The organism is Acinetobacter sp. 24-47-62 (assembly GCF_056779765.1).
In genome coordinates this window covers 1-15,361 of sequence record NZ_JBWYIN010000007.1, presented here as the reverse complement: position 1 = coordinate 15,361, position 15,361 = coordinate 1, and the positions used below count along the sequence as shown (strand labels likewise).

Annotated in this window: 18 protein-coding genes; 2 read left to right on the top strand and 16 right to left on the bottom strand. The window is 41.7% G+C overall.

The features are described from left to right. Positions 1-27: 27 nt before the first annotated feature. The 10 genes from AC1M87_RS06660 to AC1M87_RS06615 all read right to left on the bottom strand — a co-directional run bounded on the left by AC1M87_RS06660 (position 28) and on the right by AC1M87_RS06615 (position 8,385). Positions 28-1,020 carry a 2Fe-2S iron-sulfur cluster-binding protein gene (locus AC1M87_RS06660; protein WP_481593283.1) on the bottom strand — a complete coding sequence of 331 codons (993 nt, stop codon included), beginning with the start codon at positions 1,018-1,020 and terminating at the stop codon, positions 28-30. A 5-nt stretch (positions 1,021-1,025) separates the two neighbouring features. Continuing rightward, positions 1,026-1,358 (bottom strand): non-heme iron oxygenase ferredoxin subunit, encoded by a 333-nt coding sequence (locus AC1M87_RS06655; protein ID WP_481593282.1) that lies wholly within the window; start codon positions 1,356-1,358, stop codon positions 1,026-1,028. Continuing rightward, positions 1,355-2,125 (bottom strand): SDR family oxidoreductase, encoded by a 771-nt coding sequence (locus AC1M87_RS06650; protein ID WP_481593281.1) that lies wholly within the window; start codon positions 2,123-2,125, stop codon positions 1,355-1,357. The genes AC1M87_RS06655 and AC1M87_RS06650 overlap by 4 nt, the downstream gene beginning before the upstream one ends. Beyond that, a complete protein-coding gene (locus tag AC1M87_RS06645) occupies positions 2,122-2,646 on the bottom strand; it encodes a flavin reductase family protein (protein WP_481593280.1) in 525 nt (174 codons plus the stop codon). Before AC1M87_RS06645 ends, AC1M87_RS06650 begins: the two co-directional genes overlap by 4 nt. After that, entirely contained in the window at positions 2,633-3,904 is a 1,272-nt protein-coding gene (locus tag AC1M87_RS06640; protein WP_481593279.1) for a styrene monooxygenase/indole monooxygenase family protein, read from the bottom strand. Before AC1M87_RS06640 ends, AC1M87_RS06645 begins: the two co-directional genes overlap by 14 nt. A gap of 34 nt (positions 3,905-3,938) precedes the next feature. Further along, positions 3,939-4,430 (bottom strand): nuclear transport factor 2 family protein, encoded by a 492-nt coding sequence (locus AC1M87_RS06635; RefSeq protein WP_092766726.1) that lies wholly within the window; start codon positions 4,428-4,430, stop codon positions 3,939-3,941. Between the two features lie 12 nt (positions 4,431-4,442). After that, the gene (locus tag AC1M87_RS06630; RefSeq protein WP_092766725.1) at positions 4,443-4,796 is read right to left on the bottom strand and encodes a hypothetical protein; all 354 of its coding nucleotides are present in this window, start codon (positions 4,794-4,796) and stop codon (positions 4,443-4,445) included. Positions 4,797-4,807: 11 nt separating this feature from the next. Then, entirely contained in the window at positions 4,808-6,010 is a 1,203-nt protein-coding gene (locus AC1M87_RS06625; RefSeq protein ID WP_180028360.1) for an aromatic ring-hydroxylating oxygenase subunit alpha, read from the bottom strand. Positions 6,011-6,120: 110 nt separating this feature from the next. Next, complete coding sequence (locus tag AC1M87_RS06620; protein WP_481593278.1) at positions 6,121-7,455, bottom strand: acetamidase/formamidase family protein; 1,335 nt, start codon at positions 7,453-7,455, stop codon at positions 6,121-6,123. Between the two features lie 45 nt (positions 7,456-7,500). Then, the gene (locus AC1M87_RS06615; protein WP_481593277.1) at positions 7,501-8,385 is read right to left on the bottom strand and encodes a SphA family protein; all 885 of its coding nucleotides are present in this window, start codon (positions 8,383-8,385) and stop codon (positions 7,501-7,503) included. A 333-nt stretch (positions 8,386-8,718) separates the two neighbouring features. Between AC1M87_RS06615 and AC1M87_RS06610 the strand changes: the two genes are divergently transcribed. Further along, entirely contained in the window at positions 8,719-9,201 is a 483-nt protein-coding gene (locus tag AC1M87_RS06610; protein WP_481590394.1) for a nucleotide triphosphate diphosphatase NUDT15, read from the top strand. On the opposite strand, the gene AC1M87_RS06605 is transcribed toward AC1M87_RS06610, so the two are convergent. From AC1M87_RS06605 to AC1M87_RS06585, 5 genes are all read right to left on the bottom strand, one after another. Next, positions 9,188-10,312 (bottom strand): hypothetical protein, encoded by a 1,125-nt coding sequence (locus AC1M87_RS06605; protein ID WP_481593276.1) that lies wholly within the window; start codon positions 10,310-10,312, stop codon positions 9,188-9,190. The two genes, AC1M87_RS06610 and AC1M87_RS06605, sit on opposite strands and share 14 nt — an antisense overlap. Positions 10,313-10,387: 75 nt before the next feature. Next, a complete protein-coding gene (gene ureC, locus AC1M87_RS06600; RefSeq protein ID WP_481593275.1) occupies positions 10,388-12,088 on the bottom strand; it encodes an urease subunit alpha in 1,701 nt (566 codons plus the stop codon). A gap of 12 nt (positions 12,089-12,100) precedes the next feature. Then, a complete protein-coding gene (locus tag AC1M87_RS06595) occupies positions 12,101-12,409 on the bottom strand; it encodes an urease subunit beta (RefSeq protein WP_035270651.1) in 309 nt (102 codons plus the stop codon). 22 nt (positions 12,410-12,431) lie between these two features. Next, positions 12,432-12,734 carry an urease subunit gamma gene (gene ureA / locus AC1M87_RS06590; RefSeq protein WP_035270654.1) on the bottom strand — a complete coding sequence of 101 codons (303 nt, stop codon included), beginning with the start codon at positions 12,732-12,734 and terminating at the stop codon, positions 12,432-12,434. Between the two features lie 96 nt (positions 12,735-12,830). After that, the gene (locus tag AC1M87_RS06585; RefSeq protein ID WP_481593274.1) at positions 12,831-13,706 is read right to left on the bottom strand and encodes an urease accessory protein UreD; all 876 of its coding nucleotides are present in this window, start codon (positions 13,704-13,706) and stop codon (positions 12,831-12,833) included. 235 nt (positions 13,707-13,941) lie between these two features. Here AC1M87_RS06585 and AC1M87_RS06580 point away from each other — a divergent pair, with 235 nt between their 5' ends. Next, a complete protein-coding gene (locus tag AC1M87_RS06580) occupies positions 13,942-14,877 on the top strand; it encodes an LpxL/LpxP family acyltransferase (RefSeq protein ID WP_481593273.1) in 936 nt (311 codons plus the stop codon). 22 nt (positions 14,878-14,899) lie between these two features. Here the strand turns inward: AC1M87_RS06580 and AC1M87_RS06575 are convergent. After that, the coding region (locus tag AC1M87_RS06575; RefSeq protein WP_481593272.1) for a hypothetical protein at positions 14,900-15,361 on the bottom strand (462 nt) is incomplete at its 5' end.

Genomic DNA, 15,361 nt, shown 5'->3' with positions numbered 1-15,361 from the left:
TGAGCGGGAGAAAGATGATATGTTAGATTAAAAAAAACGATCAAAATGAATTTGTTGTTGTGGAATACCAGCTTGGTGAGCCATTTGTTCAATTGATTTCACCATCGGTGGTGGACCTGCACAATAGATTTCATGCTCAATCAATTGTTCACCTAATACATCTTGAATGACATCATGAATAAAGCCTGAACGGATACCTTCAATGAATTCAGAGGAGGTTGCAGGTACATAATTGAGGCGTTCCCCTAATTCTGTCCAGTCACGTAATTGATTTTCAGTGAACAAATCACGCTGTTCACGTCCACCATGGAAAAACCAGACTTTGTGATTTTTCAAATGTGGATTGACTGCAACACCACGTGCAATCGCTAACATGGGGGCAAGACCTGAACCGCCTGCCACACAGACAATCGGACGAGGTTGTTCTTGTAAATGTGCTAAACCGTATGGACCATCAATTTGTATTTCTGCTTGTTCACGCAACTGTTCATTAAACAGTACATTGGTCATCTTACCATCAGGAACACGGCGGATTTGGAAGACCCATAAACCGTCGTCATTCGGCAGATTGGACATCGAATAGGCACGAAGTAACTCTTGATTCACCCAAACTAAGGCATATTGTCCTGGGATAAATTGTGCAGGTTCATCGGATTGCAAATGCACTTCCAAAATATCATGAGTCACCAATTGCACATGTTTAAGCTTCACTTTTTGTACTTTTGGAATCACTTTGGGTACGCATTTTTCATCTAAACGAAGCTTAATCACGCAATCCGATTTAGGACGACATTGACACGCCAGTAACCGACCTTTACGTTTATCACGATCGCTTAATCCAGGTGCATCTGCCCATAAATTTTCCACTTCACCTGACAGGACTTCGATTTTACACGTCCCGCAACCACCCGCATTACATTCGTAAGGAATGCCTAACCCTTCACGTAAGCCACCGCGGAGCAATACATCATCGGCTGCGCAGTTGAATGTGCCTTGACCTTCAATTTGAATTTTATACATCGGCATCACTCCACCAAATAGACTTTATCTTCACGCACGATGGATTGATAGGTTTTCAGTGGAATCGTACATGGCGCCCCACAAGGTTCACCTGTTTTGATATCGAATGCACCTGCATGAAATGGGCACTCCACTTCACAGCCATCAATTTCACCATCTGCCAATGATGCATCACCATGTGTACAGGTATCATCGGTGACATAGAACTCGCCATCTTCTAAGTGAAATACTGCCAATGGCGGATATCCGTCAATGGTGACTTGTAGTCCCTCACCCTGTTCCACATCAGAGGTTGAACACAAAAATTTCTCAGCAACATTGGTCATTTTAATGTTCATTGGCTTAACTCCTCTATGGGTGAATCTGTGGCTTCAGGACCTAGAATGTGATAACCACCATCGGCATGAATCACACTGCCTGTCAGTAATTTTGCTTTCGGGCTACACAACAAACTTAATGCTTGTGCGACTTCCTCTGCATCCGCAATACGCCCTAACACATGGAAACGTCCTGCCACGCGGTCCGTCTTGGTACGGTCTCCGCCAGAGATCATTTGCATTGGTACTGACCAAGTCCAACTTAATGAGAGTGCATGTACACGAATACCATCTTGCGCTAGATCCAGTGCCATGCTTTGTGTGAGTTGCTCTAAAGTTGCTTTAGACGCTGGATAGACCCAGCGTTCTTTTTGTGCAATGCGTGCACTGACACTGCTAATATTGATCACTGCACCATCAACGCTGGCCTGCAGCAAAGGTCGACATGCCTGGACCAGTGCTGCATGACCAAACACGGTCACATTAAAAGTATTTTGCCAATCTTGACGTGTTGAGGCAGATCCATGATCTTCATACAAACACGCCAAATTCACCAAAATATCTAACTGTGTTAATTTGGCACTTAATGTGCGAATACTGTCATCATTAGCGAGATCTAAAAATTCATATTGCGCTTGGGTTGCGTCTGCCACTTGCTGACCTTGCGTTTGATTAATGTCGGCAACAATGACTTGTGCACCTAAGCTTTTTAATTCTTGCACCACGGCTTGACCAATGTGCGTTGCACCACCTGTCACCAGGACCACTTTGTCATTTAAGTCTGTCATGAAACCTCCTTGTACTCAGGCCATTCATTAAATTGACCTTTGCAGAACAACAGTGGACGTTGGTTACTGTGACGACATTGCTCAATTTTTCCTAAGAAAATTTGATGATCGCCTGCTTCAATTTGTTGTTCACGTTTGCAAACAAACTGCACCACACAACCTTCTAAAATAGGTGCTTTGCAATCTTGAATAGTCCACGTGCCATGTTGGAACTTATCCGCAATCGGCTTAGCAAAGTTCAAACCTACTTCCTGCTGATGTGCACCTAAAATATTAATGGCGAAGTATTCAGCACTTTCAAAAATAGATCGACTCGGAGAGTGATTGACTAAGCTCCATAACACCAATGCAGGATCTAAAGACACTGAACTAAAGGAATTAATCGTCAACCCTACAGGTTGTTGATCTTGATCTAGGCAAGTGACGATTGCGACGCCAGTGGCAAAGCCGCCAAAAGCCTGACGGAGCGATTTCGCTTCCGCTAGATCAACATCCTGCCAAAGTAATTCAGGCAGCTGCATGTTGAAACTCCTTTCGTGACAAGTATTCTTTTGCCCCAGCTTCACCATCTACCGCTGGCCAGAAACCACATGGATTGTTGAAATGCCCCATAAAGTCATCCGCAATCGCTTGGTTTTGTGATGCTGCACCTAACACTTGGAATAAGCTCTCGCTTGGTGGATTTAATAGCAAGTTAGTGAATTCTGTAGTATATCGACCTGACTTTTCCCAGAATTGCTCAAAGACTTCTGTCATCCAATCTGCACTAAAGTCTTCATCACCTCGTGCTAAAATCGCAGCTAAATAATGCTCCACCATACGAGTTGCATTGTTTGCGCCTTGTCCTGCGATTGGATCATTTACAATGACAGTGTCTCCAATCCCCCAAATTTTTGCACCGTTATCTAAGGTTGCAACAGGATCTCGAACTTCAGGGCGGAATGCACCTTTGAGCCATGCATTTGGATCACTTAATTCCATATTATCGACCATACGGAAGCTTTGATCTGGTGTTACTTTGGCAACCGCTTCTTTCATGCGTTGGACCATTTCTTCGCCAGATGTCACATCATCGAAGATATCCATTGGACCATTCGGTACACATTCAAATAAGAAACTACGACATGGACCATGCGTGTGACTATAGAACGGCATACTGAAGTATTCACCTGCACCTGCAACAAAATTAAAATGCAAAGTCTGAGATGGTTGACCTTGCCAACTATTTGGACCACACAAATCATCACCTACGACGAGTGCAGCAGCCAATTTACGTGGCGGCGTTTGATGCACTGAACGTGTTTCATTGCGTTTGAATAAACTCGTGATATTGCCCTTACCTGCCGCCAAAATCGTCAAATCATTTTCAGCAGTGATTACTTCCAAATCTTCTGGACTGACATTTTGAATGATGAGCTTGCCACCACGGCGCGGATATTCCTCTAACCAACGGTGATATTTGGTTCGTTGGTCCATGGCAATACCGTCATTATCATGTAAAAAACCAGTCACAGGTAACATGATATCGCCGTTTGGTGCACGAAAATCGACATGCAATGCTTGACCACGATGCGCTTTCCCATCCCAGAAATTCAAACCAAGTTTGCGTTCAAACTCTAATGTATTGGCGAAGAACATCGTGGTACTGACCATACGACCGTGTAACAATTCATCCGCAGGGCGATCTACATATAAAGTGACATCATATTTATTTTCGAGTAGCGAGAACGCGAGTAATAAGCCTGCTTGTCCACCACCGATAATTGCAATTTTTCTCATCTTAAATTCCCCTTAGGCCGTATTGATTCAGTGCCTATTTAACTGTGTTCGGATAGGGTTGATTGAAGGTCAAATTCAATTCGACGCGTTCAAATTTCCATTCACCCTGCTCATTCCGACTTACTTCTGTTTTATAAAATCCACCTAAGCAACAGGTCGTTGCAGGTTTAACTTGATCTGTTGCGGCTGTTGTTGATTCCTCGGCTAAATTACAGACTTCCCATAACATCCAAGTTGCCTTTGCATGGTCTTGATCTAGGAGCTGTATATCGGGCATGGCCATAATATGTAAGCTCCATAACACTTGAGCCTCTGCAATATTGGACAATGCCTCTAAAATATTTTGACGTCCTTGATACTCCCCAAAACCCTTAGCACACCAAACGGCATTTTGGTGAAATACATGCTGTAAAATGGCTGGATTGTTGCGCTGATCAGCCGCTGTTGCATAGCGACCGATCAGGCCACGAATCGCCTCGCAGGCCTCCAGATAATGCAAACGCTGTTCTAGATTGTGCTGGCTCATCCTGTATTCCTCTTAAACGTTGACCATGTCACCAGTTTCATAAATGAAACGGTTCTCCGCAAATGCATACGGTACGCCAACTGAACCCTTATAAAGCTCGATGTGTGGTGCAACTTCAGCAAAGCTGAGACTTAACCAATACAACTTATGAAGCTCTTCAGGTAAGGTCCCTAGGACATATTGATCGAGTGCGGCAAGTAGCTTGCGCATTTCGGGCAAAATAGCATCGTAAAATGCTTGCAATTCTTCTTTGGTTGAGTTCAAACGCGCTTCATGGCGTTGCTTACCCGTTCCTAAAGCCCATTTCGCAACAAAAGGTTCTAAGCTTGCAAAGTCAGCTGGCAATTGTGAAATGATGTTTGACATGTGCATTCTCCTTATGCGCGATTCAGGTATTGTTCAAGAACGTGGTAACCGTGACGAATCAGGATTTCTTCGTCTTGTAGATGCATCACTTTTTTCGCTCGAGACTCAAGTGCTTCTTGGGTATCTTCCATGGTGGCAGTATCTTCTAACCACGCATTACGTTGTAATACTTGTGCAAACTCTTGCGCCCAACGCTCTGAATAGGTTTTCGCTTTAGGCAGGTAATAGCGACCCTCCCAACGGGTTTGGTTATGGCCGACCGGCCAGAACTGATGGGTGAACCATACTCCTTCAGTCACATGCACCAAGATATTCGGGAAAATGACAGATAATTCAAACGAGAAGTCATCACGATCATTTGGATTGACTGATTTAGGTAGCTGAACACGTTCATAGTGATTCACCAATGATGCGCCAGTGATCTCACCTGACAATGCAGCCGCTGGTTTTGGATTGGCGTTTTTGGTTAAGCACACAGCACAAGTACGATGATCACCAAACAATTGCACTTCTTGTAAACCTGATGCGAATACATTCGGGAAAGAGCCTGCATGAATGGTCGCCACGTGATACGCTTCAGCAAATGCGTCATGAGCGACTTTCCAGTTACAGTTCAGAACTGTGTTATAGGCAAAGCATTCTTCCATTTCATGGAATGGATAACCGCCTAAATGCTGTCCCATACCGCCTAAGAATTCTTCTACCGATTGAGTGCCGTCATTATCCAAATTGATGAAGATAAAACCTTCCCACACTTCGGTGCGTATTGGTGCTAAACCGTTATGACCTTTGTCAAAGCAAGATGTGAATTTTTCTTCTTCAGGTACGCTGACCAAATCACCTTTAGCATCGTAAACCCAACCGTGGAAACGACACGTCACGACTGCGGCTTTGTTTGAACCAAAGGTTTCATTGCCGGTTTCCACCACAACTTTGTTACCACGGTGTGAACAAATATTGTGGAATCCACGGATTTCACCATCTTTACCATGCATTAAAATGACTGAGGTTTTAGCAAAATCTAAGCGTTTAACTTTATAGTCGCCTTTCTTTGGTATTTCTTCTACACGCCCCACTTTCAACCAAACTTTTGAGAAAACTTTTTCAATTTCCTCTTGATAGATCTCTGGCGAAATACATGGTTCAGTTGGAATAGGCTCAATACCAAGTTCTGGATATAAATCGCCCCAACGGAGTTTTGCATTACTGTTCATATGACATTCCTGTTCAAGTTCTCGTTTCTAAGTTTTAAGTTCAGTAAATTTCATGCTTATTTGCGAACAGCGTTTGAATCACCCGAATCAACCGCCGTTCACGTGATGAATTAAAGTTGGTAATGTTCGCGAACTAAGTTTGCGATCCCCAATTTTTCTAAAATTGGCATTGGGCATAAGAAGGTTGCACGTACCATTCCTGGTAAACGGCTGATTTCGATAGAGCCTGTAATTGTGCAACGGTTCATAACCTCATCCACACTTAAACCTGTGACTTTTGCCGCTCGATTTAAAGCATTGTCCGTTGCATCATTGAGGTTCTTACCTGTTCCCATAAATGTGATTGGACCACTTTCCTCAATTTCAGTTTGTCCCCAACGCGCACCTAAAGCTTTCACTTTTTCACGCTCTTCCTTGGTAAATGGACGTGCCATTGGTGGTAAGTCATCTGGTGCTTGAAGTAAAATTGGGCCGTCAATTGTTAAACCTTTAATCACTTCCACTTGTAATTCTGTTTCGCCTGAAACGTCCGTGGCATGCCCTGCAATTTCACCATTGCCTTGTTGCGCATGCATATCTCCCATGTAGACACCTGCACCTGGTACTTTCACAGGGCAAATCAAAATACAGCCTGGACGAATCGAATTGGTATCCATGTGACCGTCAGTTTTGGCTGCGATAAGTTCTTCTTCAGTCATCCCGAATTTATGCGGTGCATTAATCAAGTACTGACCGAAGTCGTGACAGTTATGAGAGTCTGGTAAATCACGTGCTGGTGTTGTACCAATATTGCCGAGGAATGGACGCATGTGTGCAGCAACACCCGGCATGTCGGCACGCGCTAGTGATAGAATAGAATGCTGTGCAGCATGTTCAGGTAATGCAGAAAGCTCATTGGCATTACCAGCTAACTTGTTGGCAATCTCTTGATTGACCGTCAAACTCACTTTATTTTCTTCGTCCAACACGATCACATAACCATGTGAAAAGCGAAAAGCACTGACTTCTGCACCACAGTTTTTACAGTGAATCGCGTCGTCGCCAATCCCTTCTACATAACTTGCAGGCTGTTCAGTACCACATGCCTCACAATATTTCGCAACAAACGGATCGCCTTTATAACGCCCCTCAACAAATTGCATCACACCAGATGAGGTCGCCGTAGAGGTCACATGCATGTGTTTTATCTTTAAAGCGACAGCATCGCCCACCTCTGCACCTTCAATAAAGACAGGCAGTGTTACTTCATGCCCACCTTGGAATGCAGGTGTAATCATGGGACCCCAGCATCCTGGAGGTGTACCAGTTTTAAGTGTCCCACCATTTTTTAAAGGGCCAAGCATACGTTGGCTCGGTCCGACGATACCGCCTGAAAACTCATTCACCACTAAATAATCGACAGCTCCAGCACTGCCTGCTGCATATTCTTGATTCTCAATTTTCATGGCCTTACCTCTATATGCTTGCTCTAATGTTTGGGTAACAATGTTTTAAAATGGAATGGTGATATCAATTGCGAACTTCTGACCTTCTGGTCGGTTTTCAACATCAAATTCTTTTTGATATTTCGCTGCGATTGCATACCCTTTAGGGAATTGATAGCGAACTTGCGGACCTATGCTGGCTGCTTTAGCTTTAAAATCACCTAAAACAGCACCTTCACCTGAGTCACCTTCAAGCTGACGATGTAGGTAACCACCAACACCAACCGCCAAAGGTCCCATGTGTTTCGCAACTAAGTAATCGACATGCAAAGCGTTGCCCGATTCATATTTGGTATCCTTATTCTCGAAATTGATGTCGTACATCCACTTTGTACTGACTTCGATACCTTGTTTATTTAAGTATGTGGTCGAGATAATTGGTTGAATGGTGTAATAGTTACGTCCAATATTCGCGAGTCTATTTTTTTTGTAAGAGCCAACTGGAATATAAAAGTCGATACCTGTAGCCACATGCCAATCCCCTTTATGCCAACCCAATAAGAATGGATCGATAATGAGATCACCCATTGACATGTGATCATCTTGACGACCACCTAATGTAAGATCTGCATGGGCATATACAAGGAATGCATGCATGCCCCATGTCGCGCCTAAAAATGTTTTGTCACTGACATAGACACCACGAGCAACTGTGGCAAAAGTATCAATTTTAAAATCATCAAATACTGGATGATCATTTTTAAATTTATCTGCGTTGTAGTATTGGTTATAACTGACGAGATACATCCCAGGTGGCGGCATTGCGCCACCAAAAAAACTCTCTGTCCCATCTGGATAAGCACTTCCGCCATTTTCAGCGGCAAGCGCTAAACTTGCGCTACTGAAAAGACATGTGGTCAATGCCACAGAAGTTAGATATTTCCTTACCATTTACCGCATCCCCCTCGTTGCTAAATTCCTTGCTGGCGATGTTCTAAATCGTCTAGCGCATGTCTTAATCTAGTCTTGAAAGGAGGCAGGGAAATATAAGGATGAATCTATGTTGAATTAAGGGATTATCTTGTAGAAATATTGACTTTTTCTCACTGGTATAGAGGTTTTAGAGAAATAAAATAGGTTTTCTTCACTATAGTGATAGGTAAAATCCCCTATAAATGTGAATGATTTTTTATTTAAATTACATGTTTTGAAACATTTGAAAGTTAGCGTTGTCATATCGCTGTTGTACTTTGTAGAACACAAAGCAGCTAGATGTGCACAATCATGAATATTAAAAGCAACTCCATCATCGGCGTGGGCATCATGTTGATTGATCAACGTCAAAAAGTTCTATTGGGTTATAGAAACAAAATTGATGAACCTGCCTCATGGTGTTTTCCGGGTGGAAAAATGGATGCGCATGAATCAGTTGAAGATGCTGCAGTACGCGAATTGTTAGAGGAAACTGCTTTAGATCTGAGTCAATATATTGAGTCTATTCAACCCTTAAATACGATCATTGATCAAGATTCTGAGGCAGTAAAAGTTACGTTCGGAACGATTTATCAACTTTTAGATGAACGTTTAAAAACTCAAATTTGCGTGACAGAACCTGAGATTTTTGAGCGTTGGGAATGGTTTAGCATTGATGAGCTTCCACAACTACTTTTTCCTGAAACTGAAGTGATAATTAAATATTTTTTAAATCAGCCTCAGGAAAAAAGATGGGCTGTTTACTCAAACCAATCCAACGCTAAGACTTCCTAAATTCACTTACTAATTTCGCTAATTGCTCCATACCATCAAAAGTGGTTGGAATCTTTTCATCTGAAGAAACGAGCGGTGAGAAGATAATATTTTCGAATTTTTCAAATCCAGCTTTATTTTTTGCATGTAGCTTTTCTGAATCTTCCGCATAATTATGAATAAATTGACAAAGTGCCATACGAAGTTCAAGTTGCATCATTTGGGATTGAACTGAACGCTTATCTTGCAATGAAATTTTGACTAAATATAAGGTTATTAGAATTAAGGTTATAAAAGGAATTGAAATTAGCCACATACTTGAAGGTAAATTACCTTGAAAATATATAAGTGCTCCAATTAAAATTATAAGTTCAAAGAAAGGAACCATGAACATAACTGTTGACACAAAACCGTACATGTCTTTCGTTCTCTTTAACTCAACTTTCTTTTGATCATATAATTGTTGGAAACCTTTATTCAAAAGAACAAAATCATAAGTTGTTTTATAACTTTCTAACTTTTTTTCTAATTCTTTGACTTCATAAATTTTCACATCAAATGTTGAATTCCAACCGCTGATCAAATCAGATGCCTTCTCTGATTCTTTAATCAAAGCCTTATAGTCACTAAAATCTTTTTCTTCTAAAAATTTTCTAATTTCATTCAATTTAGAGTTACTATAAATTTCGCCACATATAACGAAAGGTAATTCATCTACGAAATCATAATGCGTTTTAAACTCTAAATATCTTTGATTTTTTTCAGTATAAATGAAGTCATAGAAACTTCTTACAATAGGACTTTGTTGTTCATTTTCTTTAATTCCACGTCTAAATTCCCATTCTTTTAGATAAATATAAAAACTCAGAGCACCATATTTTAAGTGTTCTAGATCATCATCCAATATAATTTTAGCAAGCTGATTTAAATCAAATAGATTCCATTTTTTTGTTTGCTTAAGATTTTCATCTAGGTATCTGAGATTTTCCTCGTTATAGAAGCCTTTTAATGATCTAATTATATGAGACCATTTTTTAAGCTCATCATCATTTGAATCTAGATTATTTTGTGCTGTCTCAAATAAACGATCTAGAGCATTCCGAAAATCTGATGAAACAAAAGAAAAGCCCATACTATCCTCTTATATTTTTATTTAAGCATATAATTTTATTATAAATAAAAAGCTCCAAAAATGGAGCTTTGTTATTCAAAACAAGAAATACCTTTGCGCCATCGGCAATACTTCCGCAGGCTCACAAATCAGCAACTTCCCATCTGCTCGCACTTCATAAATTTCAGGATCAACCTCCATCACAGGACAGTAGTTATTCAGTTTCATATCTTTCTTCTGAATATCATGTGTGCCTTTACATGGACTGATCAACTTTTTCAGCCCGAGCTTTTCATGCACGCCTGCCTCTATCGCGACTTGGGATAAAAAGGTGATACAGGTGTTATGCACACCGCGCGCATTAGCACCAAACATCGGACGATAATGCACTGGCTGTGGCGTTGGAATAGACGCATTAATGTCTCCCATCGGCGCAGCCGCAATCATCCCGCCTTTAATAATCATCGACGGTTTTACCCCAAAAAATGCAGGCTTCCACAGTACCAAGTCAGCAAGTTTACCTACTTCCACCGAACCAATTTCATGGCTTAAACCATGCGTAATTGCAGGGTTAATTGTATATTTAGCGATATAACGTTTTACACGATTATTATCATGTGTCGCATTGTCACCCTCTAAAGGTCCACGCTGCACTTTCATTTTATGCGCGGTTTGCCACGTACGAATCACCACTTCACCGACACGCCCCATCGCTTGCGAGTCTGATGACATCATGGCAATGGCACCTAAGTCCTGCAAAATATCTTCTGCAGCAATGGTTTCACGGCGAATACGACTTTCCGCAAAAGCCACATCTTCAGAAATCGCAGGGTCTAAATGGTGACAAACCATCAGCATATCCAAATGCTCATCAATGGTATTGATGGTATAAGGACGAGTTGGATTGGTGGAAGATGGCAACACATTCGGCTGACCAATGGCTTTTAAAATATCAGGGGCATGTCCACCGCCTGCTCCTTCGGTATGGTAGGTGTGAATGGTACGATTTTTAAATGCAGCGAGGGTTTCTTCCAAGAAACCACTTTCATTTAAGGTATCGGTATGAATCGCCACTTGGACATCAAACTCATCGGCAACGGTCAGACACGTATCAATCGCTGCAGGGGTTGAACCCCAATCTTCATGTAGCTTTAAACCTACTACCCCTGCACGAATTTGCTCACGAATTGGGTCGGGCTGACTTAGGTTTCCCTTACCGAGTAGACCAATATTCATCGGTAAATCATCTATGGCTTGAAGCATTGTCCCAATATGCCAAGGCCCCGGTGTCACTGTTGTTGCAGAAGTCCCTGCCGCAGGGCCTGTACCACCACCAATCATGGTGGTCACACCGGACATCAGTGCGGTTTCAACTTGCTGCGGGCAAATCCAATGAATATGCGTATCGACACCGCCTGCGGTGAGAATCTGTCCTTCACCAGCGATCACTTCCGTCGCTGCACCAAGTGGAATGGTGATATCGGGCTGAATATCTGGATTTCCCGCTTTCCCAATTTTCCAAATGCGACCGCTCTTTAAACCGACATCAGCTTTGACAATACCCCACCAATCCACAATCAGCGCATTGGTAATGACCGTATCCGCAACATCTTCAGCCAACAGTTGTGATTGTCCCATGCCATCACGAATCACTTTACCACCGCCAAACTTCACTTCCTCACCATAGGTAGTGAGGTCTTGCTCAACTTCAATAAACAGCTCAGTATCCGCGAGACGAACTCGATCACCTACCGTTGGACCAAACATTTCCGCATAAGCACGGCGTGACATTTTCATTATTATTTTCCCTTAATCCAACTTACCCATAACACGACCTGCAAAACCATACACCTCACGCTTACCTGCGAGTGCAACAAGTTCAATATCTCGACTCTGTCCTGGCTCAAAACGCACCGCTGTACCTGCCGCAATATTTAATCGATATCCTCGTGCTAACTCACGATCAAACTGCAACGCATCATTCGCTTCAGCAAAGTGATAATGTGACCCAACCTGAATCGGGCGATCCCCTGCATTTGCTACCGTCATTTTGAGCGTTGCCCGTCCGACATTCATTTCAATGTCTGTATCGGACGTAATGATTTCACCTGGAATCATATTTAATTTTTCCTCTCAGACATCACACAATCGGTTGATGTACAGTGACCAGTTTTGAACCATCCGGAAAGGTCGCTTCCACTTGGACCTCTGCGATCATTTCAGCTACGCCTTCCATTACTTCATCCCGTTTTAGCAATGTTGTTCCAAAATGCATGAGGTCACTCACACTCATCCCATCACGTGCACCTTCTAATAGTGCGGCAGAAATGTAAGCCACTGCTTCTGGATAATTCAGCTTTAAACCACGGGCCTTGCGTCTTTCCGCTACAAGCCCCGCAGTAAAAATCAGCATTTTGTCTTTTTCCGTAGGTGTTAGTTCCATAATGCTTTCCTCACTATCTTTAAATATTGATGCAAAATGTGTGCTCAAATGTTTGTGTTAAAACAACTTAACTATGTTGCTATGACAAGAATAAATTTATGTGCGCCAAATTCGTGGGAACTCTTCATCAAGATCAAACCAATAACGACGAAGCTTTGCACGAATTGCAGCAAATGCATCATGACACTCACGTACATCATCTCCGAGATAACGTGCGGTTACGACGTAATCGAGTAACGTCAATGTGACGTTAATATTCATACGCATGATTAATTCACGAATTTGATCAATATGTTGATCAAGATAGAAATTTGACCGGTATTGTTCTGGAGGCACTGCCCAAAAACTGGCCATCACTGCATGACCGTTCATCCCTAAACAGGACTTTAACCAACGATCATTGCCTTTAAAATTTAAACAGTCTGCAACCAATATTTTCTGATTTTGATAAAGCTGAAATTTATTTTGGTAAGCACCCTGCGAGAAGGTTTCATGTCGTGCTTGCCGTCCAATCACCAACATATCCCAACCGATAAAACTGGCAGCAGCGTCCAAATGTACGATCGTTTCTGAATTTGCATTCGCACCATTAAAGAGCATCGTCTCTTGAGGAAGCCATTCGAAAATCGCCTCATCTTGGACATGAATATGAATATGTTGAAATGCTTGTTTAAGATTGGTTTTGTACCACTTCCCTGCGCCAGGTGTGGTAACCAAAGCATGCGAATCCTGATCTATTTTCATTTCAAAGGTGAGATGATCTCCACCAGCAATTCCAGCAGGTGGATGAACAATAATGGCGTGACATACTCCTGTTTTTTCAGGCCACAGCATCTTTTGCACGCGAACAGGTCCAAAGTGCTTACGATGCGCCAAAATTGTGCGATTTGAATCTTTGGTAAAACCTAACTCTAATTTAGCAAACCAATACTGTGCATTTTTGACTGGCTCATTGAACAATACTTGATTCATTCACGGTCATCTTCGTATTCATACCATTTTCAGTAAATGTTCTGCAAAAATTGCACCAAGTTTGCTCAAGCTAATTTTGGTTAAAGGTTTTTAGGCACTTAATGTTGATATTGATGAGTAATTCATGTGAAAAATCTAAGAACGTTTTTCTAAAGAATCCGATTGTTGCCTTGGCCGAAAAAAAACAGTTCGTGCTAATATAGTGAATTACCTTAAATTGTTATCAAGTTTGAATATGAGTAAACAGAAAAACTACCAACCGGGAGAGTTCCAGTGGTCTTTCTTAATGCCAAAATATTGGGGCATTTGGATTGGTATTATATTTCTGATGCTCCTTGCGATATTACCTTGGGCAATTCAGCATCGTTTAGCGTATCTGATGGGAAATGTAGCTTTCAAATACTTGCGTTCACGTCGTGAAACAACTTTAAGAAATTTAGAAGTCTGCTTTCCTGAATGGATGCCCGAACTCCGTTATGAAAATGCTCGCCAAGTCTTTATTGATCAAATGGTCGGTGTTTTTGAAACACTGAATGCTTGGTATTGTCCCAAATGGTTTAAAGATCGTGTAACGATTGAAGGTTTAGAACATATTCAACAAGTGCAAGCTGAAGGGCGTGGGGCTTTACTACTTGGTACACACTCTACCCTACTCGATGCAGGTGGATATGTATGTGCCCAGTATTTTGATCCAGATGTCGTGTATCGTCCGCAAAATAATCCATTGCTAGATATGCTGATTTACCGTTGTCGTGCCACGATTTATACCAATCAAATCGACCATGATGATATGCGTGGATTAATCCGTCATTTAAAAGAAGGACGACCTATTTGGTATAGTCCCGACCAAGATTTTGGTCTTAAACAAGGCGTTATGGCACCCTTTTTTGGTGTACCCGCAGCCACTGTAACTGCACATCGCCGTATATTAAAAATGACCAAAGCTGCCGCGATTCCACTTTACTTCTACCGTAAAGGTGATATTACAAATCCGAAATATCATATTTTGATTGAACCTGCGTTAGACAATATGCCAAGTGAAGATGAAATTGCAGACGCGACACGAACAAATTTGATTATTGAAAATCAACTTCGTTTAGCACCAACCCAATATATGTGGTTCCACCGTAGATTTAAAACACGTCCGAAAGGTTTTGAAAAAATTTATTAAAAAAAGCGGCTGAGCCGCTTTTTTATTGTGTTTCTAATACATCTGAATTTTTATCAGTATCAGGCTTTTTCGCCTCTACCATCTTATAGCGGTTGATACGACCTAACTCATCTTTTAAAGTGATATGCTGCATGTCCAAGACATTTAATATCAGCTTTTCTGAAGTTTTATTTTGATTCTGATCTGTCCAATTTACATTGAACTCCGTACCTAAACGAGTCCATTGATTTGCATGAATTTCCCCGACAGCAACAGGGGTTATAAATTTTGGTACTTTTCCGTTGAGATCAATTTGAATCTCTTTTAAATCCACCCTTGGACATTGCTCAGCAAAACATTGATAGGCTGCTGGTTCAGGCGTTACTTTTTGAGCAAAAGACTGTGCTTTAGCTTCTTTAGCTTCTTTAGCTTCTTTAGCTTCTTTAGCTTCTTTAGCTTCTTTAGCTTCTTTAGCTTCTTTAGCTTCTTTAGCTTCTTTAGCTTC

What these genes read in the sequence shown, in the direction of transcription:
- AC1M87_RS06630 (WP_092766725.1), bottom strand. Translation starts at nt 4,796, where the DNA reads ATGTCAAACATCATTTCACAATTGCCAGCTGACTTTGCAAGCTTAGAA.
- ureC (WP_481593275.1), bottom strand. Translation starts at nt 12,088, where the DNA reads ATGAAAATGTCACGCCGTGCTTATGCGGAAATGTTTGGTCCAACGGTA.
- ureA (WP_035270654.1), bottom strand. Translation starts at nt 12,734, where the DNA reads ATGGAACTAACACCTACGGAAAAAGACAAAATGCTGATTTTTACTGCG.
- AC1M87_RS06610 (WP_481590394.1), top strand. Translation starts at nt 8,719, where the DNA reads ATGAATATTAAAAGCAACTCCATCATCGGCGTGGGCATCATGTTGATT.
- AC1M87_RS06595 (WP_035270651.1), bottom strand. Translation starts at nt 12,409, where the DNA reads ATGATTCCAGGTGAAATCATTACGTCCGATACAGACATTGAAATGAAT.
- AC1M87_RS06655 (WP_481593282.1), bottom strand. Translation starts at nt 1,358, where the DNA reads ATGAACATTAAAATGACCAATGTTGCTGAGAAATTTTTGTGTTCAACC.
- AC1M87_RS06635 (WP_092766726.1), bottom strand. Translation starts at nt 4,430, where the DNA reads ATGAGCCAGCACAATCTAGAACAGCGTTTGCATTATCTGGAGGCCTGC.
- AC1M87_RS06615 (WP_481593277.1), bottom strand. Translation starts at nt 8,385, where the DNA reads ATGGTAAGGAAATATCTAACTTCTGTGGCATTGACCACATGTCTTTTC.
- AC1M87_RS06650 (WP_481593281.1), bottom strand. Translation starts at nt 2,125, where the DNA reads ATGACAGACTTAAATGACAAAGTGGTCCTGGTGACAGGTGGTGCAACG.
- AC1M87_RS06580 (WP_481593273.1), top strand. Translation starts at nt 13,942, where the DNA reads ATGAGTAAACAGAAAAACTACCAACCGGGAGAGTTCCAGTGGTCTTTC.
- AC1M87_RS06605 (WP_481593276.1), bottom strand. Translation starts at nt 10,312, where the DNA reads ATGGGCTTTTCTTTTGTTTCATCAGATTTTCGGAATGCTCTAGATCGT.
- AC1M87_RS06620 (WP_481593278.1), bottom strand. Translation starts at nt 7,455, where the DNA reads ATGAAAATTGAGAATCAAGAATATGCAGCAGGCAGTGCTGGAGCTGTC.
- AC1M87_RS06660 (WP_481593283.1), bottom strand. Translation starts at nt 1,020, where the DNA reads ATGTATAAAATTCAAATTGAAGGTCAAGGCACATTCAACTGCGCAGCC.
- AC1M87_RS06640 (WP_481593279.1), bottom strand. Translation starts at nt 3,904, where the DNA reads ATGAGAAAAATTGCAATTATCGGTGGTGGACAAGCAGGCTTATTACTC.
- AC1M87_RS06645 (WP_481593280.1), bottom strand. Translation starts at nt 2,646, where the DNA reads ATGCAGCTGCCTGAATTACTTTGGCAGGATGTTGATCTAGCGGAAGCG.
- AC1M87_RS06625 (WP_180028360.1), bottom strand. Translation starts at nt 6,010, where the DNA reads ATGAACAGTAATGCAAAACTCCGTTGGGGCGATTTATATCCAGAACTT.
- AC1M87_RS06585 (WP_481593274.1), bottom strand. Translation starts at nt 13,706, where the DNA reads ATGAATCAAGTATTGTTCAATGAGCCAGTCAAAAATGCACAGTATTGG.